The following is a 19,543-nucleotide window of genomic DNA, read 5'->3' as shown; positions in this document are numbered from 1 at the left end:
AGAATAAGAAGCTAGGAACTGAAAAGTAACACCTAGGCTAAGCCACGGTTTTAACCTATAATTCTCCGGTAGATTTGCTACAACGCCCCTATTTTAATTCCTTCGCAGGATCCCAAAAGAATTTTTCGAAATCTACAATCTGATCTTCCATAATTTCCAAGCCTTCATTTTCCAATAACTGCTGCATAAGATTGGTCCCCTCAAAATGATGTTTCCCTGTTAAAAGTCCCTTGCGGTTTACCACCCGGTGCGCAGGAATATCTTCCATGGAATGCGCATTGTTCATGGCCCAGCCCACCATTCTTGCGCTCCTTGCGGCACCCAAATACTTAGCAATGGCTCCATAGGAAGTAACCCGCCCATAGGGAATCTCCCGAGCTACGGCATATACTTTTTGAAAAAAATTGTCTTTATCGGACGTCATCAGGTATATAAAATACGGATCAGGGTAATCACCAGTAAAAGTGCCATTAAGACGCTAAGAATGTAGTTGGAGTTTTTGGAGAAGCGGTTAGACTTGGTCTCTAATTTATTAAAATATACGGTGTACAAGTACAGGACGGTAAAGGTTCCAAACCCCGCTGCCAAAATAAAAGTAGCAATATCCTTAAATTGAAACTTAATCCACCCAGAGGCATTCCACATAGCATTAAGGCCACTGTAATAAGGAATGGTCAGCAGGTTTACCGCTGCTAACAACACCCCCTTAAAAAAGCTATTCTTCTTACTTACCTTAACCCGCTCTAGTGGATCTTGTTCTTCATTTTTCTTGGCCTTAACAAAGAAGTAAATGGCAAAAAATGCAAATACCATCAGGGCAATTTTTAAGAGCCAATCGATTATTTCCGGATTATTGAATAAGAATTTGGAAATCAGCACGGAAATATAGGCCTGGACCATGATCATACAGGAAACACCCAGACTAAAAATCACCCCATTGGCCTTCCCTTTTTCCACGCTAATTTTTGCGGCGTTCATATTTAAAAGGCCCGGAGGAACCGTAGCCATAAAGGCGGCAGAAAAGGTAGCAAAGAAAAGGACTATAATATGGGTCATGGATTAATGCACTCTAAAACGGATAAAAGTAATAGGTTTTCCCTTTTCAAGATACTGTTTTTCATAAAACGTCTGAATTTCTAGCACTTCTTTAGGACTCCCAGCATTTTTGTACACGTCATGATTGGCGTACATAACCTCCAAACCACTCCCGTGCAGGAGACCTAAGGTATATCCATGCATAAATTCACTATCGGTCTTCAGATTAACCGTACCGTCCTCTTTTAGGATTTTTCTATATTTTTCAAGAAAATGGGAGTTGGTTAACCTATGCTTAGTCCGCTTGTACTTTATTTGGGGATCTGGGAAGGTAATCCAAATTTCGGATACCTCACCTTGAGCAAAAAGCAGATCAATCAGCTCTATTTGCGTACGCAGAAAGGCGGCATTATCAATTCCCTCTTCAATGGCAGTCTTGGCTCCTCGCCAGAAGCGGGCTCCCTTTATATCTATCCCTATAAAATTCTTCTCCGCATTTTGTTGTGCCATTGCAACGGTATACTCCCCCTTGCCACAACCTAGCTCTAATACAATAGGATTGTCGTTCCCAAAAAACTGATTCCACTTTCCCTTATTTGGGAATAAGCCGCCTACAATTTCCTCCCTAGTAGGCTGTAGTACGTTTTTAAAGGTTTCGTTCTCCTTAAATCTCTTTAGTTTATTCTTGCTTCCCACAGACTGTAACTGATAATTAATTTGGCAAAGCTACGGAAATCCAACTTCTTCGCCATCAATCTGTTATTTAGATCTACAAAATGCTCCTAATTAAAGTTTCCTTTAGGCCATTATGCAGCAGTCTCGGGAGATTTCTTTATGGATTTCTCCAGGGTAAAGGAAAACTCCGATCCTACGTCGCGAACACTTTCCACATAAATCTTTTCATCATGCGCCTCAATAATATGCTTCACTATTGCTAGGCCCAGCCCAGAACCGCCTACAGCACGGCTACCACTTTTATCCACCCTATAAAACCGTTCGAATATTCGCCCAAAGTGCTGTTTGGAAATTCCCTCCCCATTGTCCGTCACTCTAACAATGACCTTATTTTTAATCAAATTTTCCACACTTACCTCCGTGGTACCGTTTGCTTGGCCGTATTTTATGGAGTTCACCAACAAATTGGAAATTACCTGCTGTATTTTATCCCGGTCTGCCCGCACATAGATTGGCTCCTTATACTCCATATCGAAGGTTAGGATAATGTCTTTTTTGGCCGCTTTCATTTCCAAAAGGTCAAAAACATTTCGCACCAGCTCCAAGATATCGAAATCCTCATAATTCATCTTTAATCCTTCCATCTCCAATTTGGTAATGAGGTCTAGATCTTGCACAATATAATTGAGGCGTTCCACGCCCTTACTGGCGCGTTGCAAGTACTTTTTACGGAGTTGCTTATCTTCCATGGCCCCGTCCAAAAGGGTTAAGATATAGCCCTGCACCGTAAAGAGCGGCGTCTTTAATTCGTGGGAAACATTCCCCAAAAACTCCTTTCTGTATTCTTCCCTAATTTTTAGGGTATCTATTTCTACCTTCTTGTCTTTGGCAAATTTCTCGATCTCCTCGGTTAGGGTCTGCATGTCTGTAGTAACGGTCCTTGCTGCCAAGGAGGTAGATTGCAAAAGGGTAACGTCTTTATAAATCCGCTCTATCCTCCTATATATAAATCGCTGTACCCGCACCTGAAGGATACTTACGGCAATTATACTTGCCGCTACGGCAAACCCAACAATCTGCCACCAAATCACATTTCCGGAAAGCCATTGCATTAACCAAAACAACAAACTGAGAATGGCCGCAATTAACAATCCCGAACGCAGCGCAAATCGGTACGATTTTTTTATCCGCGTACCCATTACAATACAAATTTATAGCCCACTCCCTTAACCGTCTTAAAGTGATCTTCCCCTAGCTTCTCACGTAGTTTACGTATATGGACATCAATGGTTCTACCTCCTACGACCACTTCGTTCCCCCATACCCGATCTAAAATTTCTTCCCTCTTAAAAACCTTATTGGGCTTAGAGGTTAGCAAGGACAGCAATTCAAACTCCTTTCTGGGAAGAATAAGCTCCTCTCCAAGGTTTTCAATTTTATACTCTTCCCTATTTATGGTAATATCACCTACCTTAACAATATCGACTTCCTCACCTTCCATCTCCTTTAGTCTTCTAAGCAATGCCTTTACCTTGCTCACCAAAACCTTAGGGCGTATGGGCTTCGTAATATAGTCGTCCGCACCAGCATCAAATCCGGCCATTTGGGAATAGTCTTCTCCCCTTGCGGTAAGAAAGGTAATGATGGTATTTTCTAGGCCCGCAGTGTTGCGGATAATTTCGCAGGCCTCGATTCCATCCATTTCGGGCATCATCACATCCAAAATAATTAAATGCGGCTTTTTTTTCTTGGCAGTGGCTACAGCCTCTACCCCATTTTTTGCGGTATAGACATCATACCCCACCCCAGTAAGATTATAACTTATGATCTCCAAAATATCGGGCTCATCATCTACCAAAAGTATTCTAATATCCTTCTTTTTCATTTGTTTAATTTACTTTTCCCTTCGGCCTCACCGTGCTGATTTTGTTTGTTTTTCTAGGTATAAACTCAGCGGCTACGCCTCAAAAAACTATGGAAAAACCCTTCTTTTTTTTCTGTTTCTCGCAATTAAAAGTAAAGATAATACTATTCCTCCAACCCATTAACGATGAATTAAGATAGTAACAATATGGTAACCTTAAGCCAACAAACAGGTAATATCAGGATAATCCACCTTTTACAAACGGGTAATTTATTTGCGGTGTTCTAAAAATCGAATAAAACCTAAAAACAAATGAAAATTAGAAATTTAATTCAACGCAAATCCCTGGCTTTTTACACCTTAGCCTTAGCCAGTATTCTAATCCTTTCTTGCACCACCGACGACCAACCACCTATTGCCGATGCAATTGCCACTTGTAATGATGGCATACGCAACCAAGGAGAGCAGGGAGTAGACTGCGGTGGCCCCAATTGCCAACCTTGTCCTGATGAGATTGCCACCTGTAACGATGGCATTCAGAACGGAGATGAGACCGGTGTGGATATTGGGGGGTCTTGCGCCGAAATAATCACCATATCTGGTGAAATCACTACAGACACCACATGGACGGCCAACAACATTTACCTTTTGGCCGGTAAGGTAGTGGTAGGTGATGGGATAACCCTAACCATTGAGCCAGGGACCATCATAAAAGGAAAGCCAGGTAGCGGCTCCTTAGCCTCTGCCTTAATTGTACAAAGAGGCGCCAAGCTTATGGCCAAGGGGACCGCAGACAAACCAATTATATTCACTGCCGAGGCCGATAATATTGGTGTTGGACAAAAAAGCGGGACCAACTTGGATGAAACCCAAAGAGGTCTTTGGGGCGGAGTCATTGTACTTGGAAGGGCATCTGGCTCTTTTAAAGGCGATGTATCCGAGGTACAGATAGAGGGCATCCCTGCCGATGACACCTATGGACTCTATGGCCCAGGCGATTCGTTAAATGACGATGACAACTCCGGGGTATTACAATATATCTCCATCCGCCACGGGGGAGCCTTAATTGGTGAAGGGAATGAAATAAATGGTCTCACCCTAGGCTCCGTAGGAAGGGGCACCCTTATAGACCATATAGAAGTGGTGGCCAATGTAGATGACGGGATCGAGTTTTTTGGGGGTACGGTAGACGCTACCAATCTTTTGGTATGGGCGCAGGGCGATGACGCTATAGATATTGATCAAGCTTACTCCGGAACTGTAGACAATGTAGTGGTTATTCAGGGAGAGAATTCCGATCACGCTTTTGAAATTGACGGCCCTGAAGGATCCTTGGAAGGTTCGTTTACCTTAAAAAATGCCACTATTGTTGGAAGCCCCTCCGCTTCGGATGGGGAGTATGCGGATTACCGAAGTAATGCCATGGGAACCACTTCCAATATTTATGCTTACGGATTTCCTGAAGGTAAGGATGTGGAGCTAGACGCCAACGATGTGGCCAAAAACTTTTTGGACGGCAAGCTAGTTTTTGAAGCTTGGCAAGTTGTTGGCTTTGACCACAGCATATTTTCCGAAAAAGTTAAAAAGGACGAATCTGGAAACGATCTAGAAACCACCATCATAAAGGACCCCTCCTTTACGGATAGAGCAGCTACTTGGACTAGCAAGGTAGAGAAAGGATCACAAACGGTAGGGGCGGACACCTCTGTTTTTGGGTGGACCTTCTACGCTATTAGCCTAGGCGCCGCCGCTTTCTAAGACCCCATTCTATAACAATTTTACCAATAACCCGCCATTTTCAACAGGCAGGTTATTGGACTTTTAAAATAAAACTCACAGTTCACATGAAACATCCATTTAAACTCACTCTTTTTACATTTTTCCTACTACAACTCCTATATCCCCAAAGTGGGGAGGTAATGGGTACCTTGATAGATGGTGATTTCCAAGACCCCGTTCCCTTTGCCAACATCCTTGTAAAGGGTACTACGGTAGGTACCACCTCCGATTATGACGGGAATTATAAGCTAGCACTAGAGGAAGGCACCTACTCCATAGTATTTTCCTATCTAGGCTATGAAACAGTGGAAGTCTCAGACGTGGTGGTAAACAGTAAGGAACCTACCCAGCTAAACATTACCATGGAATCTTTGGCAGAAGGCCTGGAGGAAGTGATAATATCGGTTAGCATTAAACAAAATACAGAAAGGTCTGTCTTGGGCATCCAAAAAAGGGCAGTGAACCTACTGGACGGAATTTCTTCCGAAACCTTTAAGAAAATGGGAGCTGGCGACGTTGCCAGCGCCATTAAGACGGTTCCCGGAGTATCCGTACAAGGCGGGAAATATGTCTATGTCCGAGGTTTGGGGGACCGATATACTAAATCCATCCTGAACGGAATGGATATTCCGGGCTTGGATCCTGACAGGAATACCATTCAGCTAGATATTTTCCCTACCAATATTATAGACAACCTCTTGGTTCATAAATCGGCCTCCGCCGACTTACCAGCAGATTTTACAGGCGGAATTGTAGATATAGTAACCAAGGACTTCCCCAACAGCAAAGAACATAGTTTTTCCATTGGCGGGAGCTATAACCCGGACATGCATTTTAATAATGACTACCTCAATTACAAGGGTAGCCCTACGGATTTTCTGGGATTTGACAATGGCAGCAGAAGCCTTCCCATCAATGCCCAGCAATACATCCCCAACACCTTTGAATACAGCCCCTTGTTAACTGCCATCACCAAAAAATTTAATCCGACACTTTCTGCCATGCGAGAAAAAAGCGGGATGGATTACAGTATGGGCTTTACCACGGGCAACCAATACCATCTTGGAGAGAGTGATAACAGAATAGGCTTTTTTGGCTCAGTTTCTTATAAAAGTAAAACCACCTACTACGAGGGGGCCGAAAATAACTTTTACAGAAGAAATCCGGATCCTTCTATCTTTCAATTAGAAACAGATCGCACCCAAAAAGGGGATTTAGGAAAACACAATGTACTACTTAGCGGTCTTTTGGGTACTTCTTTTAAAACGGAACGCTCCAAGTACAAGCTAAATATGCTCCACATACAAAACGGGGAGTCCTCTGCAGGATACTTCCAACAAAGCTTAAATTTTAGTGACTTCGTAAACTTCTCCAAGGATAACTTGGAATACACCCAGCGGGCCATATCCAACCTACAACTCTCGGGTACACACAATAGTGAAGATGCCTCTTGGACTACGGAATGGGCACTGAGCCCTACCCTTTCTAAAATTCAGGACAAGGATATAAGAACCACCTCTTTTAGGGTAGAAGATGGCGTGTATAGCATCCCACAAAACAACCAGCCCAAGCGAATCTGGAGGGACTTGGAAGAGGTGAATACCGTAGCTAAATTGGATTTCACCAAAAAATATATGTTTTTAAATAAGGACGCCAAGTTAAAATTTGGAGCCTATGGCGCTTACAAGAACCGGGATTTCGGTATTCTAAACTTCGAATTGGAGAACAATGGGCAAACCACCCACTTCAATGGTATTGCCGATAATATTTTGCTGGAGGAAAACCTATGGACCGTAGACAATAATAAAGGTACTTACATAGACCCGGACATCTCCATTTCCGAACCCGCAAACACCTACCGCGCCAAGCAGCAGAATATGGCCGCTTATGTCTCTAACGAGTTTAAGATTGGCAACCAATTACGCACCATCCTGGGGATTAGGGTAGAAAATTTCACCACCAGGTACACCGGGGAAGACAACAGGGATCCCAACGACCCTAGAAAGGTAATCTACAACAATGAGAAGATTATAGACAAATTGGACGTTTTCCCAACCGCCAACCTCATCTATGCCCTTAACGAAGCCATCAATTTACGGGGATCTTATGCCCTTTCTACGGCAAGACCCTCTTTTAAAGAGGCTTCCATCGCCAAGATCTACGACCCCTTATCCAACAACACCTTTATAGGCAACATTGACCTGAATCCCACCTATATAGATAATTACGATTTTAGAATTGAATGGTTTGGGGAAAGTGCTGAGATGATGGCATTGAGTAGCTTTTACAAGAAGTTTACAGACCCCATAGAACTAACCTATTTTGAATCGTCTTCCGATAACTTTACTCCCAAAAACCTAGGGGATGCAGAGGTGATAGGCTTAGAATTTGAAGTGCGTAAAAATTTAGGATTTATAACCCCCACCCTTTCAAATTTCAGTTTTAACCTAAACACCTCCATTATCAAGTCGGCCCAAACTTTTGGAGAAAGCGAACGCAATTTACGGGAACTAGGCCTAAGGGAAGGGGAGCGTCTTGGCAAAACCCGTGAGCTGCAAGGACAATCGCCCTTTTTAATTAACGCTGGCTTACATTATAAAGGAGTGGAAAACGGAATAGAAACGGGGCTGAACTACAATGTTCAAGGCAAGACGCTTCAGGTAGTAGGCAACGGTTTTGTTCCAGATGTATTCACCATGCCGTTTCATCTCTTAAATTTTAATTTCTCCAAAAAATTTGGGAACAATGGAGAACAGCGCATAAGCTTAAAGGTAGAAAATCTCTTGGATGAGGAATTAATCAGCGAATATGAGTCCTATAAGGCCCAAAACAAAACCTTTTCCAAAAGGAATCCGGGTAGGACATTCTCCTTGGGGTATAGCATTACATTCTAAATCTAGTAGAACCCAAACCATTGGGGGTATATTGCCGCTAATGTCTCTGCAAAAGTCCTAGGAATAGTTAGAGACCAAGGTAAACCCCTCTTCCATTGACCATACCTTAAATTTAGCCCCAAGCATTACGGTTTATTACCAATGCTTGGGGCTTTTATTATCCAAGACTTCAGAATACCAAAAAAATCAAAACCGCATGAGACGCCTTGTATTGCAAGGAGCAGTCACCTTTATACGCCTCCCAAAACCACAGTAAACAAGAAGGTTATGAGTCATAAAAAGGCTTTAAGGACTAACGTCTTTAGATCTATAACCCTTTGCATTTCATCGATTTTAACGATATCAACAAGCTAGGTGACAACGTTCTGCCTTGAAATTTATTACATTTGTGGTATACACTTTGCTAACAAGTATATATGAAGCAACTTTACTTAATTGTAACATTCTTATTCCTATCCTTTTCCTATGGGCAAGATCCCAAAGGAAACAATGTGGATATAGAAGGCTTCAAAATATACCCCAACCCTGTAACGCAAGGCAGGGTAACCATCAGCACCACCTTAAACGCCCCTAAAAAAATAATGATTTTTGATATTTTTGGTTCTCTGGTCCTAGAAACCACGCTTTTGGGAAAAGAACTAAAGTTAGATAATCTGGATTCGGGTGTTTATATGTTAAGGGTAAACGAAAAAAATAAAATTGCCACCCGAAAATTAATTATAAAATAGGTTTAAAGGCTCCCACCTCCCCATAACACCCTCTTTTTTAATCGATAACCCACCAAAATCGATCTGAAAATCACGCTTCATATACAAAATACGTCCGTTTACAACAATCTATCCCTGTGCGCTTGTGATTACCCCTATATTTAAGCTATTGATTCCAAAATCAATGGAAAGCATGAAATTAATCTACACCTTACTACTCAGCATATGCACCATTAGCCTGTCTGCTCAAGAATTAACAGGCCCCGCAAACCTTAGGGAGGAGGCTACCCCAAGCTTTAAGCTATACCCCAACCCCACTTATGATGGGACGGTATATATCTCCACCAAAAACAACCACAGCACCAAGGACATTGTTATCTACGATGTATTTGGCGCCTTGGTACTTCAAGACAAAATTACCTCTAACCGATTAAATGTTTCCAAACTATCCCCAGGAGTCTATGCGCTACAAGTATCGGAAAACAAAAAGGTACGCTCCAGAAAATTAGTAATCAAATAACCTACATCAGCTCTTAATGGCCAATACTTGGCACGGGATTATAAAAACAAGGAACAATCTCTAAAAGCAGGGAAATAAATTGCCCAACTTCTTTACTCCATGTTGTTGTTCTATGCTTATAATAAACATAATTTTGGTTCCCGGCCACTGCTTATATTACTATTTTTGTAACCGTGAATAGCAATAACACCCATACAGATATTTTTAGCATCGGCAATGAGGAGGAGTTTAACGCCTTGGCGTTGCAAACCTTTAGCTCCCAATACCACCACAACAAGGTATACCGAGAATTTTGCCAACATTTAGGAAGGGATGAAGCTAAGGTTACCCGTGTAGAGGACATTCCCTTTCTCCCCATATCTTTCTTTAAATCCCACCAAGTGACTTGTGGCGCCTTTGATCCCGAAATTATTTTCACCAGCAGTGGTACTACGGGAAGCGAAGTAAGCAAGCACCATGTACGCGACCTAGCAGTTTATGAGCAAAGCTATCTATCTGCCTTTGAAGCCTTTTATGGTCCCATTAGCGATTATTGCATCTTGGCCCTGCTCCCCTCTTATTTGGAACGGGAAGGATCATCTTTAATTTACATGGCGGATGATCTGATAAGGAGAAGCACCCATCCAGATAGCGGTTTTTATTTGGACGATTTAGGGAAGCTACGTAAAACACTACTCAAGCTAGAAGACACTAACACCAAAACACTACTCATTGGGGTTTCTTTTGCCCTTTTGGATATGGCTGAAGCCTACCGCCTACAACTCAATAATACGATTGTAATGGAGACTGGCGGAATGAAAGGCCGTAAAAAGGAAATCATCCGCGAAGAGCTCCATCAGCTACTAAAAGCCGGATTTGGGGTTCCCCAGATACATTCCGAATATGGCATGACAGAACTATTATCCCAAGCCTATTCGTTTGGAAATGGCCTCTTTAAATCCCCAAAATGGATGAAAGTGTACACCCGGGAAACGGAAGATCCCCTTTCCTTACAAGCAACTGGTAAGACTGGCGGCATTAACATCATAGACCTGGCCAATGTACATTCCTGTGCTTTTATAGCTACCCAAGATTTGGGAAAAGTATATAAGGATGGTAGTTTTGAAATTTTAGGACGCTTTGACCATTCGGACGTCCGGGGCTGTAACCTAATGGTTTTATAATCCCAAAATCTTGGCATCCACAAAAAATATGGAAGCAATTTCTATCTCGTGATCCGATTTCAGCAACTCGTCCGTAACCGTATTCACTCTTAAGGAGTAGCTATCTTTTTTAATATACTCCTTTAGGTCGTCATCTGAAACCTCTAGCTCTAGCACCCCACCTACTGTTGCCGATACTTCATCGTTCCAAGCGATTTTTATTTCGGGAAGATCTTCGGCAGACATAAATACGGTAATAGACTCTAAAAAGCTAAAATCCTCTCCTTCTGGGGAGATTATGCTCAAGGTTAGTTTGCGCAATACAATTTCTTCAATAAGGTCTTTCCTAGTATCATTTACGGCAAATTCGGACGAGGAGTTGGTTTCAGTTTTGGGCGTAAAGACATCAAAAGGCAAATCCATCCCTGCAGAGGCGGGTATTACCACTCGTTGTTTATAATCCATCTCAAACTTGGTGAGTTCATCTAACTTATCGCACCCACCTAAACCCAGCATCACAGCCAAAATCAATATATACTTCTTCATAAAATATCTAAACTTTCTATTTAATTAAACAAACGAAAAGATTAATAGAATATTCTCTAACCTCCAATCCCGCGAATAAAAAAAACAACCCTTACAAATAAAAAGCCCCGAGATTAAAGCTTCGGGGCGTACCTAAGATGCTGTTTATTTTACTACTAAGACAAAATAATTTTTCTTGCCTCGTTGCAACAAAACAAACTTATTATTGATAAGGTCTTCTGCAGTAATACTATAATCTTCCTTCACTTTTTCCTTGTTTACGGAAATGGAATTTTGTTTTAATTCCCTTCTAGCTTCTCCATTGGAAGCCAAAAAGTTGGTCTTGGCAGCTAGTGCACCAATCATATCCAAACCATTTTCTACCTCCTCCATAGGCACCTCAGCTTGGGGAACCCCATCGAAAACCTCTAAAAACGTCTTTTCATCCAGTTCTTTCAGATCTTCGGAGGTAGATTTTCCAAATAGGATATTACTGGCCTGCTTTGCCTTGTCTAGATCTTCCTGAGAGTGTACCATCACGGTAATCTCATCGGCCAATCGCTTTTGCAGTACTCTTAAGTGTGGTGCTTCCTTGTGCGAATTCACCAACTCATCTACTTCTTCCTTACTTAAGAAGGTAAATATCTTAATGTATTTCTCTGCATCCTCGTCGGAGGTGTTTAACCAATATTGGTAGAATTTATAGGGAGATGTTCTTTCGGCATCCAACCAAATATTACCGCCTTCAGATTTTCCAAATTTGGTTCCATCTGCCTTAGTAATTAAAGGACAGGTAAGGGCATATCCCTTACTACCATCAATTCTTCTAATAAGCTCGGTTCCCGTGGTAATATTTCCCCATTGGTCGCTACCTCCCATTTGCAACGTACAATTATGGGTTCTGTACAGATGTAGAAAATCGTATCCTTGCACCAACTGATAGGTAAACTCTGTAAAGGACAATCCTTCACTGGCTTCTGCCGATAATCGTTTTTTAACCGAATCTTTGGCCATCATATAATTTACGGTGATATGCTTACCCACATCACGGATAAATTCCAAAAAGGAAAATTCCTTCATCCAATCGTAATTATTAACCAAGATGGCGCTATTATCCTTTCCGCTATTAAAATCCAAAAAACGGGATAATTGCTCCTTTATCCCTGCTTGGTTACGTGCCAAGGTAGCTTCATCCAATAAATTACGTTCGTTAGATTTACCGGAAGGATCACCGATCATTCCTGTGGCACCACCGATCAAAGCATAGGGCTTATGGCCGGCTAATTGAAAATGCTTCAGCATCATTACGCCTACCAAATGTCCAATATGAAGCGAGTCTGCCGTAGGATCTATCCCTACATAGGCAGATTGCATCCCACTTAACAAATGCTCCTCGGTCCCGGGCATTACATCGTGCAACATCCCCCTCCAAGTTAATTCTTCTATAAAATTTGAAGTCATGCTTTTAGTTTACAATTTTTACAATTCCCGCAAAGATAAAGCAAATAGCTAGCTTTTTTCCTGCAAAATAGGGTTTTAAGTATTTATTAATATCAAGTTCTCAAAAAATTGAAAACTGTATGAACAACGAAAAATGGAAGCCTTAAGGAAATTTTAGATTTATCAATGCAAATGAGTAATTTTGAGCCATGATCTTAGTTACAGGAGGTACAGGTTTGGTAGGAGCACATTTACTCCTACGTTTATTGCAAACGGGCAATCAGGTAAGGGCCATACATAGGGAAACCAGCAATCTAAAACAGGTGAAAAAAGTCTTTGGCTACTATAGCAATGAGGCCGATTACTTGTTCAATAAAATTGATTGGGTACCGGCAGACCTTATGGATCTCCCAGCACTGGACCATGCCTTTAAGGATATTACACATGTGTACCATTGCGCCGCCCTGATTTCTTTTGATCCTGAGGATTACGAGCTTTTAAGAACGGTAAACATTGAGGGTACCAAAAACATCGTAAACTTGTGCATTGCGCACGGGATAAAAAAGTTATGCTATGCAAGTTCCATAGCGACCATTGGAAGAACCTTAGACGGGAAGCCCGCCACGGAGGAAACCGACTGGACCAACCACCGCGCCAATGTATATGCCCTCACTAAGATGGATGCCGAACTGGAGGTATGGAGAGGAACACAGGAGGGGGTACCATCCGTAATCGTAAATCCAGGGGTAATCATTGGCCCAGGGTTTTGGAAATCTGGCAGCGGACTCCTTTTTCAAAATGCCTATAAAGCAAGGAAATTTTACCCACCAGGGGGCACAGCCTTTGTTGCCGTAGAAGATGTGGTTACTTTAATGGTTCAAATGATGGATTCCTCCATCGAAAACGAACGATTTATTGCGATTGCCGAAAACTTAAGTTATAAGGAGATATTAGAGCGACTCACCAAAGCGTTTAACAAACCAAGTCCCACCATTCAACTTAAATTTTGGCAATTGGAAATTTTGTGGCGATTAGACAAGGTGGCTTCACTACTAACCAGAAGCAGGAGAAGACTCTCCAAAAACTCGGTTCGTTCGTTAAGGAAGGTGCAACAATTCAGCAACAGCAAATCCAAGGAGCAACTAGGACATACCTATCAAGCTTTGGAAGATAGCATCCACTTTTCCTGCAAAAAATTTATGGAAGATCATCCTTAGCGACTTCGGGCTTCGCTTTTTTTAAATCTTTGGATTTTTGGGCAGCTTCCTCGGCAGCAGCCTGCTTTTGGGCATTCATAACTTCCTCTTGATTTTCTAGCTTTTCCTTTACCGCGGTATAAATTGCCTCATAGGTCGCGGGAATTGAAGCGTAGTACGTATCGCTGTCTACCAATTGAAGGCTATCTATGGCATATTTATTATAAATATACTTCATTGGCTCTATCTCGTATTCGTTTAAGACATTCTGATTGATAGCACGCCCCGCGTTCAACAAAGAAATATCGTATAAAACAGCTACCATCTTATCCTGGGGAATAAGATTATCCGGTTTTTTTACAACTTCCTCGTTACAGGAAACCAACATTATGAGAAGAATAAGAGGTAGAATATATTTTACCATAACTATCTATTAAAGGTTAGCCTCATGGCATTTCTTTCGTCCGAGAATCGGCCATTTTCGTATGCCAAATGCCCATTTACAAAGGTATGGCTTATTTTGGCCTGGAAAGCATCTCCCTGAAAGGGCGACCAACCGCACTTATAGGCAATATTCTCTTGGGTTACCTTCCACGGACTGTTAAGATCCACTACCACCAAATCCGCAAAATACCCTTCCCTAATAAACCCACGTTTCTCTATCTGAAACAGTTTTGCAGGGTTATGGCACATTTTCTCCACTATTTTTTCCAAGCTTATTTTCCCCGAATGGTAATTCTCCAACATGGCAGGCAGTGCGTGCTGTACCAAAGGCCCTCCAGACGGAGCCGAGGTATACAAATTGTTTTTCTCCTCTAGGGTATGTGGCGCGTGATCAGTAGCAACCACATCTATCCGATCGTCTAGCAGGGCCTCCCATAATTGGTCCCTATCGGCAGCGGTTTTCACTGCAGGATTCCACTTAATATGAGTCCCTTTGGTTTCATAATCCTCTTCGGAAAACCAAAGGTGATGGATACAGACCTCAGCGGTAATTTTCTTTTGCTCCAAGGGAATATCATTCCTAAAAAGGCTTGTTTCCTTTCCTGTAGACACATGAAAAACATGGAGACGCGCTCCTGTTTTTTCTGCTAGGGCAATTGCCTTGGAGGAAGACAGGTAACAGGCTTCCTCACTCCGTATAAGAGGATGGTATTTCATGGGAATGTCATCCCCATAGCGTTCGGTGTAGAGCGCCATATTTCTCCGTATGGTAGCCTCGTCCTCACAATGGGCCGAGATCACCAGCTCGGTATTCCTAAATATTTTTTCAATGACCTCCTCGTTGTCTACCAACATATTTCCCGTAGAGGACCCCAAGAATAGTTTTACCCCAGAACAGGCGTTCTTATCTAATCGCTTTAGCTCCTCCAAATTGTCATTAGTCCCTCCAAACAAAAAAGAATAATTAGCAAATGCCGATTGTTGGGCAATATCAAATTTCTCCTCTAATTTGGCAATGGTAGTGGTCTGCGGATTGGTATTGGGCTGCTCCATAAAGGTAGTGATACCTCCAGCTACCGCGGCCCTACTCTCCGTAGCAATATTCCCTTTATGGGTAAGTCCGGGCTCTCTAAAGTGAACCTGATCGTCTATGATTCCTGGCAAAACATACTTCCCTTCCAAATTAATTTCCTTGGCTCCCGCTTCGGTGATGTGATCATCAATTCTTTGAATGGTCTTTCCGTCTAGTAGAATATCCTTGGTTACGATTTGCCCCTCATTAACCAGGGTAGCATTCTTTAGTATTGTTTTGCCCATATTAAAATTTATTTTTTTGAAACAAGCTTCTTATTTTCATCTGAAGAACCCCAAACACCGCTTCCCCGACTATGGAAGTACTCATCTTAGATTTTCCACGGATACGATCTGTAAAAACTATAGGTACTTCTACAAGCTTATAGTTTAGCAGGTGGGCCCTGAATTTCATCTCTATTTGAAATGCGTATCCTATAAATTTAACGGAATCCAACCTAATCGATTCGAGCACCTCTCTTTTATAACACACGAAGCCCGCTGTGGGGTCGTGTACCCTCATCCCAGTTATCAATTTTACATAAAAAGAGGCTCCATAAGATAAAAGAATTCGGTGCAAAGGCCAATTTACCACATTAATTCCCTTTTTATATCGGGAACCAATGGCCACATCGGCCCCATTTAAACAAGCTTGGTACAAATTTATCAAATCACTGGGAGCATGCGAAAAATCGGCATCCATTTCAAAAATGTAGTCATATCCCCTTTCAACGGCCCATTTAAAGCCATGGATATATGCAGTTCCCAGTCCAAATTTCTCTTGCCTAACCTCCAAAAAAAGTCTATCCTCATACTTTCTCTGTAAAGTCCGAACCACCGCTGCGGTCCCATCCGGGGAGTTGTCATCTACCACTAGAATACTAAACTCCTTCTCTAATGCAAAGACCGCCTCAATAATAAGCTCAATGTTCTCAATTTCATTGAAGGTCGGTATAATGACCAAACTATCCGTCATCTGGGTATTTCCTTTTTTAGCAAAAATAGTATTTTATAATCCGTAGGGAAGCATTGCACCTTATTTATGATATTTTTAAATTCAAGGGTCTTTGTATAATTTGTAGTTTTGTTAAGGAAATTGTATCGAATGCTGCAAAAAACACCCAAAATTCTACTGTTTTTCATAGCGTTTACCTTTGTATTGAATTTGATACAGAGCAGTGTAACGGAGCTATTGTTAGATGAGGCCTATTACTGGTATTATGCTCAAAATTTAGCTTGGGGTTATTTTGACCACCCTCCCATGGTGGCCTGGATGATTGCCCTTGGAAGTTCCCTTTGTGAAGGGGAATTGGGGGTTAGACTCCTAAGCTGCGTCTTATATGCCTTGAACCTATTATTTATATGGTGGCTGATAGATCATCCAAAAAAAGATAGGTTTACCCTACATTATTGCGTGCTTGTTTTTGCAGTTACCCTAATGCATGCTTATGGCTTTCTAACCCTCCCAGATACGCCCTTACTATTTTTCACCACCTTATTTCTACTGGCCTATAAGCGATTTATTACCAACAATACCCTTTTAAATACCGTATTTCTAGGTCTTGTAATGGCCGCCATGATGTATAGTAAATACCATGGCTTCTTGGTAATTATATTTGTACTGCTGTCTAACATAAAATTGGTCTTCAACAGAAATGCTTGGTTGTCCGTAGTGATCTCCCTTATTTGCTACCTACCTCATTTTCTGTGGTTGGTGCAAAACGATTTTATTAGCCTTGGCTATCATCTCTCGGACAGACCGAACAGTCCTTACAAATTTGCGGACTTCACCTTGGGCTATATCGTAAACCTAATGGCACTTTTTGGGCTGCTTTTCCCTTGGGTATATTATGCACTCGCAACCACCAAAATTGGGGACCGATTTAACCGCGCCTTGGTGTTTTTAACTTACGGATTTATAGGTTTCTTTTTTATCAGCAGCTTTAGTAGAAAGGTACAAGCGCAATGGATGATTGCTATAAGCATCCCTTTAATCATCATTACTTTCAATTATTTAGCGGAGCACGCCAAAGCAAGGTTTTGGATACTGCGCTTAGGCTTGGCTAATGTGGTCATCTTACTGTTCTTAAGAGTGTGGCTGATTACTGGCTCCGTGCTCCCCATCCCCTTTGAAACCCATTACAACAAGGCTTGGACAAGTTATATCCATGATGCGGTAGGCGATATGCCCGTAGTGTTCGAGAATTCTTATGGAAATGCTGCTGTCTACGCCTTTTATACGGGAGCCACCTCCTATTCCCTTAACAATACCCAATACCGACTAAATCAATACTCCTTAGACAATTCTGAGGAAGCAGTACAAGATAAACGGGTACTGTATGTCTCTAGGTACTTAAATAAAGGTGATCTAGAATTTATCGGTGCCAAGGGGGAAGCATATCGGGGCAAGTACCTAGATAGTTTTGAATCTTTCCGCAAGCTGCAGTGCATCATCCCACAAGAAGAACAACCTATAAAGCCTGAGCAGGAAATAAGCCTGAAGGTTTACAATCCATATAGTGAGGATATCGATTTAAATAAACTTAAATTTGGGGTCACCTTTTTAAACAAATACAAACGGGTTATAGAAACCCAATTCGTTAAAGTTATGCCCACAGACCCCCAGGCGTTATATGTACAAAAAAAAGACACCACCACTTTTAGACTAAGCATTCCCAAGCCCAAGACGGATGAAGCTGCTTACCTTAGAATGGGAATATCTGAAAACGGTTTATATTTGGGGTATAACGGCAAAAACATATCGCTAAAATAATGGAAGCCATACTAAGAAACCCACCTCCTGCCGACTGGATAAGTCTTATCCTCTTTTTTAGCATTCTACTGCTGGTTCTTGCAAAGAGTTTATTCTATAGTAGGTTCCTAAACTTCATTATACTACCCTTTAACAATAAGTACATCTTAATGTACAATAAAAAGAATAGGATATTTAATTGGTTCAACATACTCCTCTCCGCTTTTCAGATACTTAATTTATCCCTTTTTCTATTTTTTATCAGAGAAATATTCTTTAATCCCACGGAAGAATCGGCCTTGCAAACCTTTGGCAGCATCCTGCTCACCCTTACCCTTCTTTGGGTAGTGAAACTATACTTTCAACTTGGCAATGGTTTTCTCTTTAATTCCGAAAAGTCGATTTCAGAAATAGTTTACAAAAAGCTTACCTATTTTAATTATAGCGGCATGGTAATGCTTTTAACCAATATTATGCTAAACTTCGTATACCCAGGATCTAGACCGGTGATTGCAACGAGCGTCCTATTGATTTTACTTATAAATATTGTAGGATGGTACACCACTTTAAAAAATCATCAAAAATTCATTGCCAATAACTTTGTTTATTTTATTTTGTATATTTGCGCTCTAGAAGTAGCTCCGTTAATTTTAATTGGTACTTACTTGTTAGACCGCAGCTTATGAAAGTAAAAACAATATTGGTTTCGCAGCCAGAACCCAAGAAGGAAAACTCCCCTTACTCTAGGCTTATAGATAAGGAAAAAGTAAAGGTAGACTTTAGACCGTTTATACATGTAGAAGGAGTAAATGCTAAAATGGTAAGGCAGCAAAAGATTGATTTAAATAATTTTACTGCGATTATTCTTACCAGCAGAAATGCTGTTGACCATTTTTTTAGGATTGCCGATGAGATGAGGTTTAAGGTGCCGGACTCTATGAAGTATTTCTGTCAGTCCGAGGCTGTTGCCTACTATCTTCAAAAATATGTCGTATACAGGAAGCGTAAAATTTATGTTGGAAAAATGAATTTCCTAGATCTCACTCCTTTACTTAAGAAGTATAAGGACGAGAAATTTCTTTTACCCTCCTCTGACGTATTAAAACCAATTGTACCGGAAACTTTGGATAGTTTGGGAATAGATTGGACTAGAGGTATTTTTTACAAAACGGTAATCAGCGATCTTTCAGATCTTAGAAATGTATACTATGATGTATTGGTTTTCTTTAGCCCATCTGGTATAGAATCTCTTTTAAAGAACTTCCCGGATTTTGAACAGAACAATACTAGAATTGCCGTGTTTGGCAACTCTACTGTGAAAGCTGCCACCGAAGCAGGTTTAAGGATAGATATTAAAGCACCTACTCCCGAAACCCCGTCCATGACCATGGCGCTTCAAAAGTATATTTCTACAGCAAACAAAAAGCAATCCTAATTTCCCATCACTGGGAATTTTAGAAACAACTACTTAATAAAAATAAAAACCCGAGGGAAACCTC

General features: G+C 41.4%; 19 protein-coding genes. 9 read left to right on the top strand and 10 right to left on the bottom strand.

The annotated features are described in order from the left end of the window. Positions 1 to 88 precede the first annotated feature (88 nt). The 5 genes from BV214_RS02440 to BV214_RS02420 all read right to left on the bottom strand — a co-directional run bounded on the left by BV214_RS02440 (position 89) and on the right by BV214_RS02420 (position 3,595). Complete coding sequence (locus BV214_RS02440) at positions 89 to 424, bottom strand: MGMT family protein (protein WP_086475874.1); 336 nt, start codon at positions 422 to 424, stop codon at positions 89 to 91. After that, positions 424 to 1,056 (bottom strand): LysE family transporter, encoded by a 633-nt coding sequence (locus BV214_RS02435; protein ID WP_086475873.1) that lies wholly within the window; start codon positions 1,054 to 1,056, stop codon positions 424 to 426. Before BV214_RS02435 ends, BV214_RS02440 begins: the two co-directional genes overlap by 1 nt. Before the next feature lie 3 nt (positions 1,057 to 1,059). Next, positions 1,060 to 1,731, bottom strand: a complete 672-nt coding sequence (gene trmB / locus BV214_RS02430) for a tRNA (guanosine(46)-N7)-methyltransferase TrmB (protein WP_086475872.1) — start codon at positions 1,729 to 1,731, stop codon at positions 1,060 to 1,062. 110 nt (positions 1,732 to 1,841) lie between these two features. Then, positions 1,842 to 2,909: a sensor histidine kinase gene (locus BV214_RS02425; protein ID WP_086475871.1), complete on the bottom strand. Its 1,068-nt coding sequence runs from the start codon at positions 2,907 to 2,909 to the stop codon at positions 1,842 to 1,844. Then, on the bottom strand, positions 2,909 to 3,595 hold the full coding sequence (locus BV214_RS02420; protein ID WP_086475870.1) for a response regulator transcription factor: 687 nt from the start codon (positions 3,593 to 3,595) through the stop codon (positions 2,909 to 2,911). Before BV214_RS02420 ends, BV214_RS02425 begins: the two co-directional genes overlap by 1 nt. Before the next feature lie 291 nt (positions 3,596 to 3,886). On the opposite strand from BV214_RS02420, the gene BV214_RS02415 reads away from it, so the two are divergent. From BV214_RS02415 to BV214_RS02395, 5 genes are all read left to right on the top strand, one after another. Then, entirely contained in the window at positions 3,887 to 5,332 is a 1,446-nt protein-coding gene (locus BV214_RS02415) for a hypothetical protein (RefSeq protein WP_086475869.1), read from the top strand. An 86-nt stretch (positions 5,333 to 5,418) separates the two neighbouring features. Next, positions 5,419 to 8,247 carry a TonB-dependent receptor gene (locus BV214_RS02410; RefSeq protein WP_086475868.1) on the top strand — a complete coding sequence of 943 codons (2,829 nt, stop codon included), beginning with the start codon at positions 5,419 to 5,421 and terminating at the stop codon, positions 8,245 to 8,247. Positions 8,248 to 8,663: 416 nt separating this feature from the next. Then, complete coding sequence (locus tag BV214_RS02405; RefSeq protein ID WP_086475867.1) at positions 8,664 to 8,975, top strand: T9SS type A sorting domain-containing protein; 312 nt, start codon at positions 8,664 to 8,666, stop codon at positions 8,973 to 8,975. A gap of 172 nt (positions 8,976 to 9,147) precedes the next feature. Next, positions 9,148 to 9,474 (top strand): T9SS type A sorting domain-containing protein, encoded by a 327-nt coding sequence (locus tag BV214_RS02400; protein WP_086476020.1) that lies wholly within the window; start codon positions 9,148 to 9,150, stop codon positions 9,472 to 9,474. Between the two features lie 173 nt (positions 9,475 to 9,647). Continuing rightward, positions 9,648 to 10,637, top strand: a complete 990-nt coding sequence (locus BV214_RS02395) for a LuxE/PaaK family acyltransferase (protein WP_086475866.1) — start codon at positions 9,648 to 9,650, stop codon at positions 10,635 to 10,637. Here the strand turns inward: BV214_RS02395 and BV214_RS02390 are convergent. Both BV214_RS02390 and tyrS read right to left on the bottom strand, forming a co-directional pair. After that, the gene (locus BV214_RS02390; protein ID WP_086475865.1) at positions 10,632 to 11,162 is read right to left on the bottom strand and encodes a hypothetical protein; all 531 of its coding nucleotides are present in this window, start codon (positions 11,160 to 11,162) and stop codon (positions 10,632 to 10,634) included. The two genes, BV214_RS02395 and BV214_RS02390, sit on opposite strands and share 6 nt — an antisense overlap. 144 nt (positions 11,163 to 11,306) lie before the next feature. Further along, entirely contained in the window at positions 11,307 to 12,602 is a 1,296-nt protein-coding gene (tyrS, locus tag BV214_RS02385; RefSeq protein WP_086475864.1) for a tyrosine--tRNA ligase, read from the bottom strand. Positions 12,603 to 12,790: 188 nt separating this feature from the next. Between tyrS and BV214_RS02380 the strand changes: the two genes are divergently transcribed. Next, entirely contained in the window at positions 12,791 to 13,798 is a 1,008-nt protein-coding gene (locus BV214_RS02380) for an NAD-dependent epimerase/dehydratase family protein (RefSeq protein ID WP_086475863.1), read from the top strand. On the opposite strand, the gene BV214_RS02375 is transcribed toward BV214_RS02380, so the two are convergent. The 3 genes from BV214_RS02375 to BV214_RS02365 are packed head-to-tail and all read right to left on the bottom strand — an operon-like array spanning position 13,779 to position 16,268. Then, entirely contained in the window at positions 13,779 to 14,201 is a 423-nt protein-coding gene (locus BV214_RS02375; RefSeq protein WP_086475862.1) for a DUF4296 domain-containing protein, read from the bottom strand. The two genes, BV214_RS02380 and BV214_RS02375, sit on opposite strands and share 20 nt — an antisense overlap. A 2-nt stretch (positions 14,202 to 14,203) precedes the next feature. Then, positions 14,204 to 15,538, bottom strand: coding sequence for a dihydroorotase (locus BV214_RS02370; RefSeq protein WP_086475861.1), 1,335 nt, complete (start codon positions 15,536 to 15,538; stop codon positions 14,204 to 14,206). A gap of 1 nt (position 15,539) precedes the next feature. Then, complete coding sequence (locus BV214_RS02365) at positions 15,540 to 16,268, bottom strand: polyprenol monophosphomannose synthase (protein WP_086475860.1); 729 nt, start codon at positions 16,266 to 16,268, stop codon at positions 15,540 to 15,542. 129 nt (positions 16,269 to 16,397) lie between these two features. Here BV214_RS02365 and BV214_RS02360 point away from each other — a divergent pair, with 129 nt between their 5' ends. The 3 genes from BV214_RS02360 to BV214_RS02350 are packed head-to-tail and all read left to right on the top strand — an operon-like array spanning position 16,398 to position 19,479. Next, on the top strand, positions 16,398 to 18,065 hold the full coding sequence (locus tag BV214_RS02360) for an ArnT family glycosyltransferase (protein ID WP_086475859.1): 1,668 nt from the start codon (positions 16,398 to 16,400) through the stop codon (positions 18,063 to 18,065). Next, a complete protein-coding gene (locus tag BV214_RS02355) occupies positions 18,065 to 18,730 on the top strand; it encodes a DUF4271 domain-containing protein (protein WP_086475858.1) in 666 nt (221 codons plus the stop codon). Before BV214_RS02360 ends, BV214_RS02355 begins: the two co-directional genes overlap by 1 nt. Further along, complete coding sequence (locus tag BV214_RS02350) at positions 18,727 to 19,479, top strand: uroporphyrinogen-III synthase (protein ID WP_086475857.1); 753 nt, start codon at positions 18,727 to 18,729, stop codon at positions 19,477 to 19,479. The genes BV214_RS02355 and BV214_RS02350 overlap by 4 nt, the downstream gene beginning before the upstream one ends. Positions 19,480 to 19,543 lie beyond the last annotated feature (64 nt).

It is taken from the genome of Arenibacter amylolyticus (assembly GCF_002150785.1).
Taxonomy (GTDB): domain Bacteria; phylum Bacteroidota; class Bacteroidia; order Flavobacteriales; family Flavobacteriaceae; genus Arenibacter; species Arenibacter amylolyticus.
The sequence above is the reverse complement of the archived record's forward strand: the minus strand, read 5'-3'. Positions and strand labels throughout refer to the sequence as shown.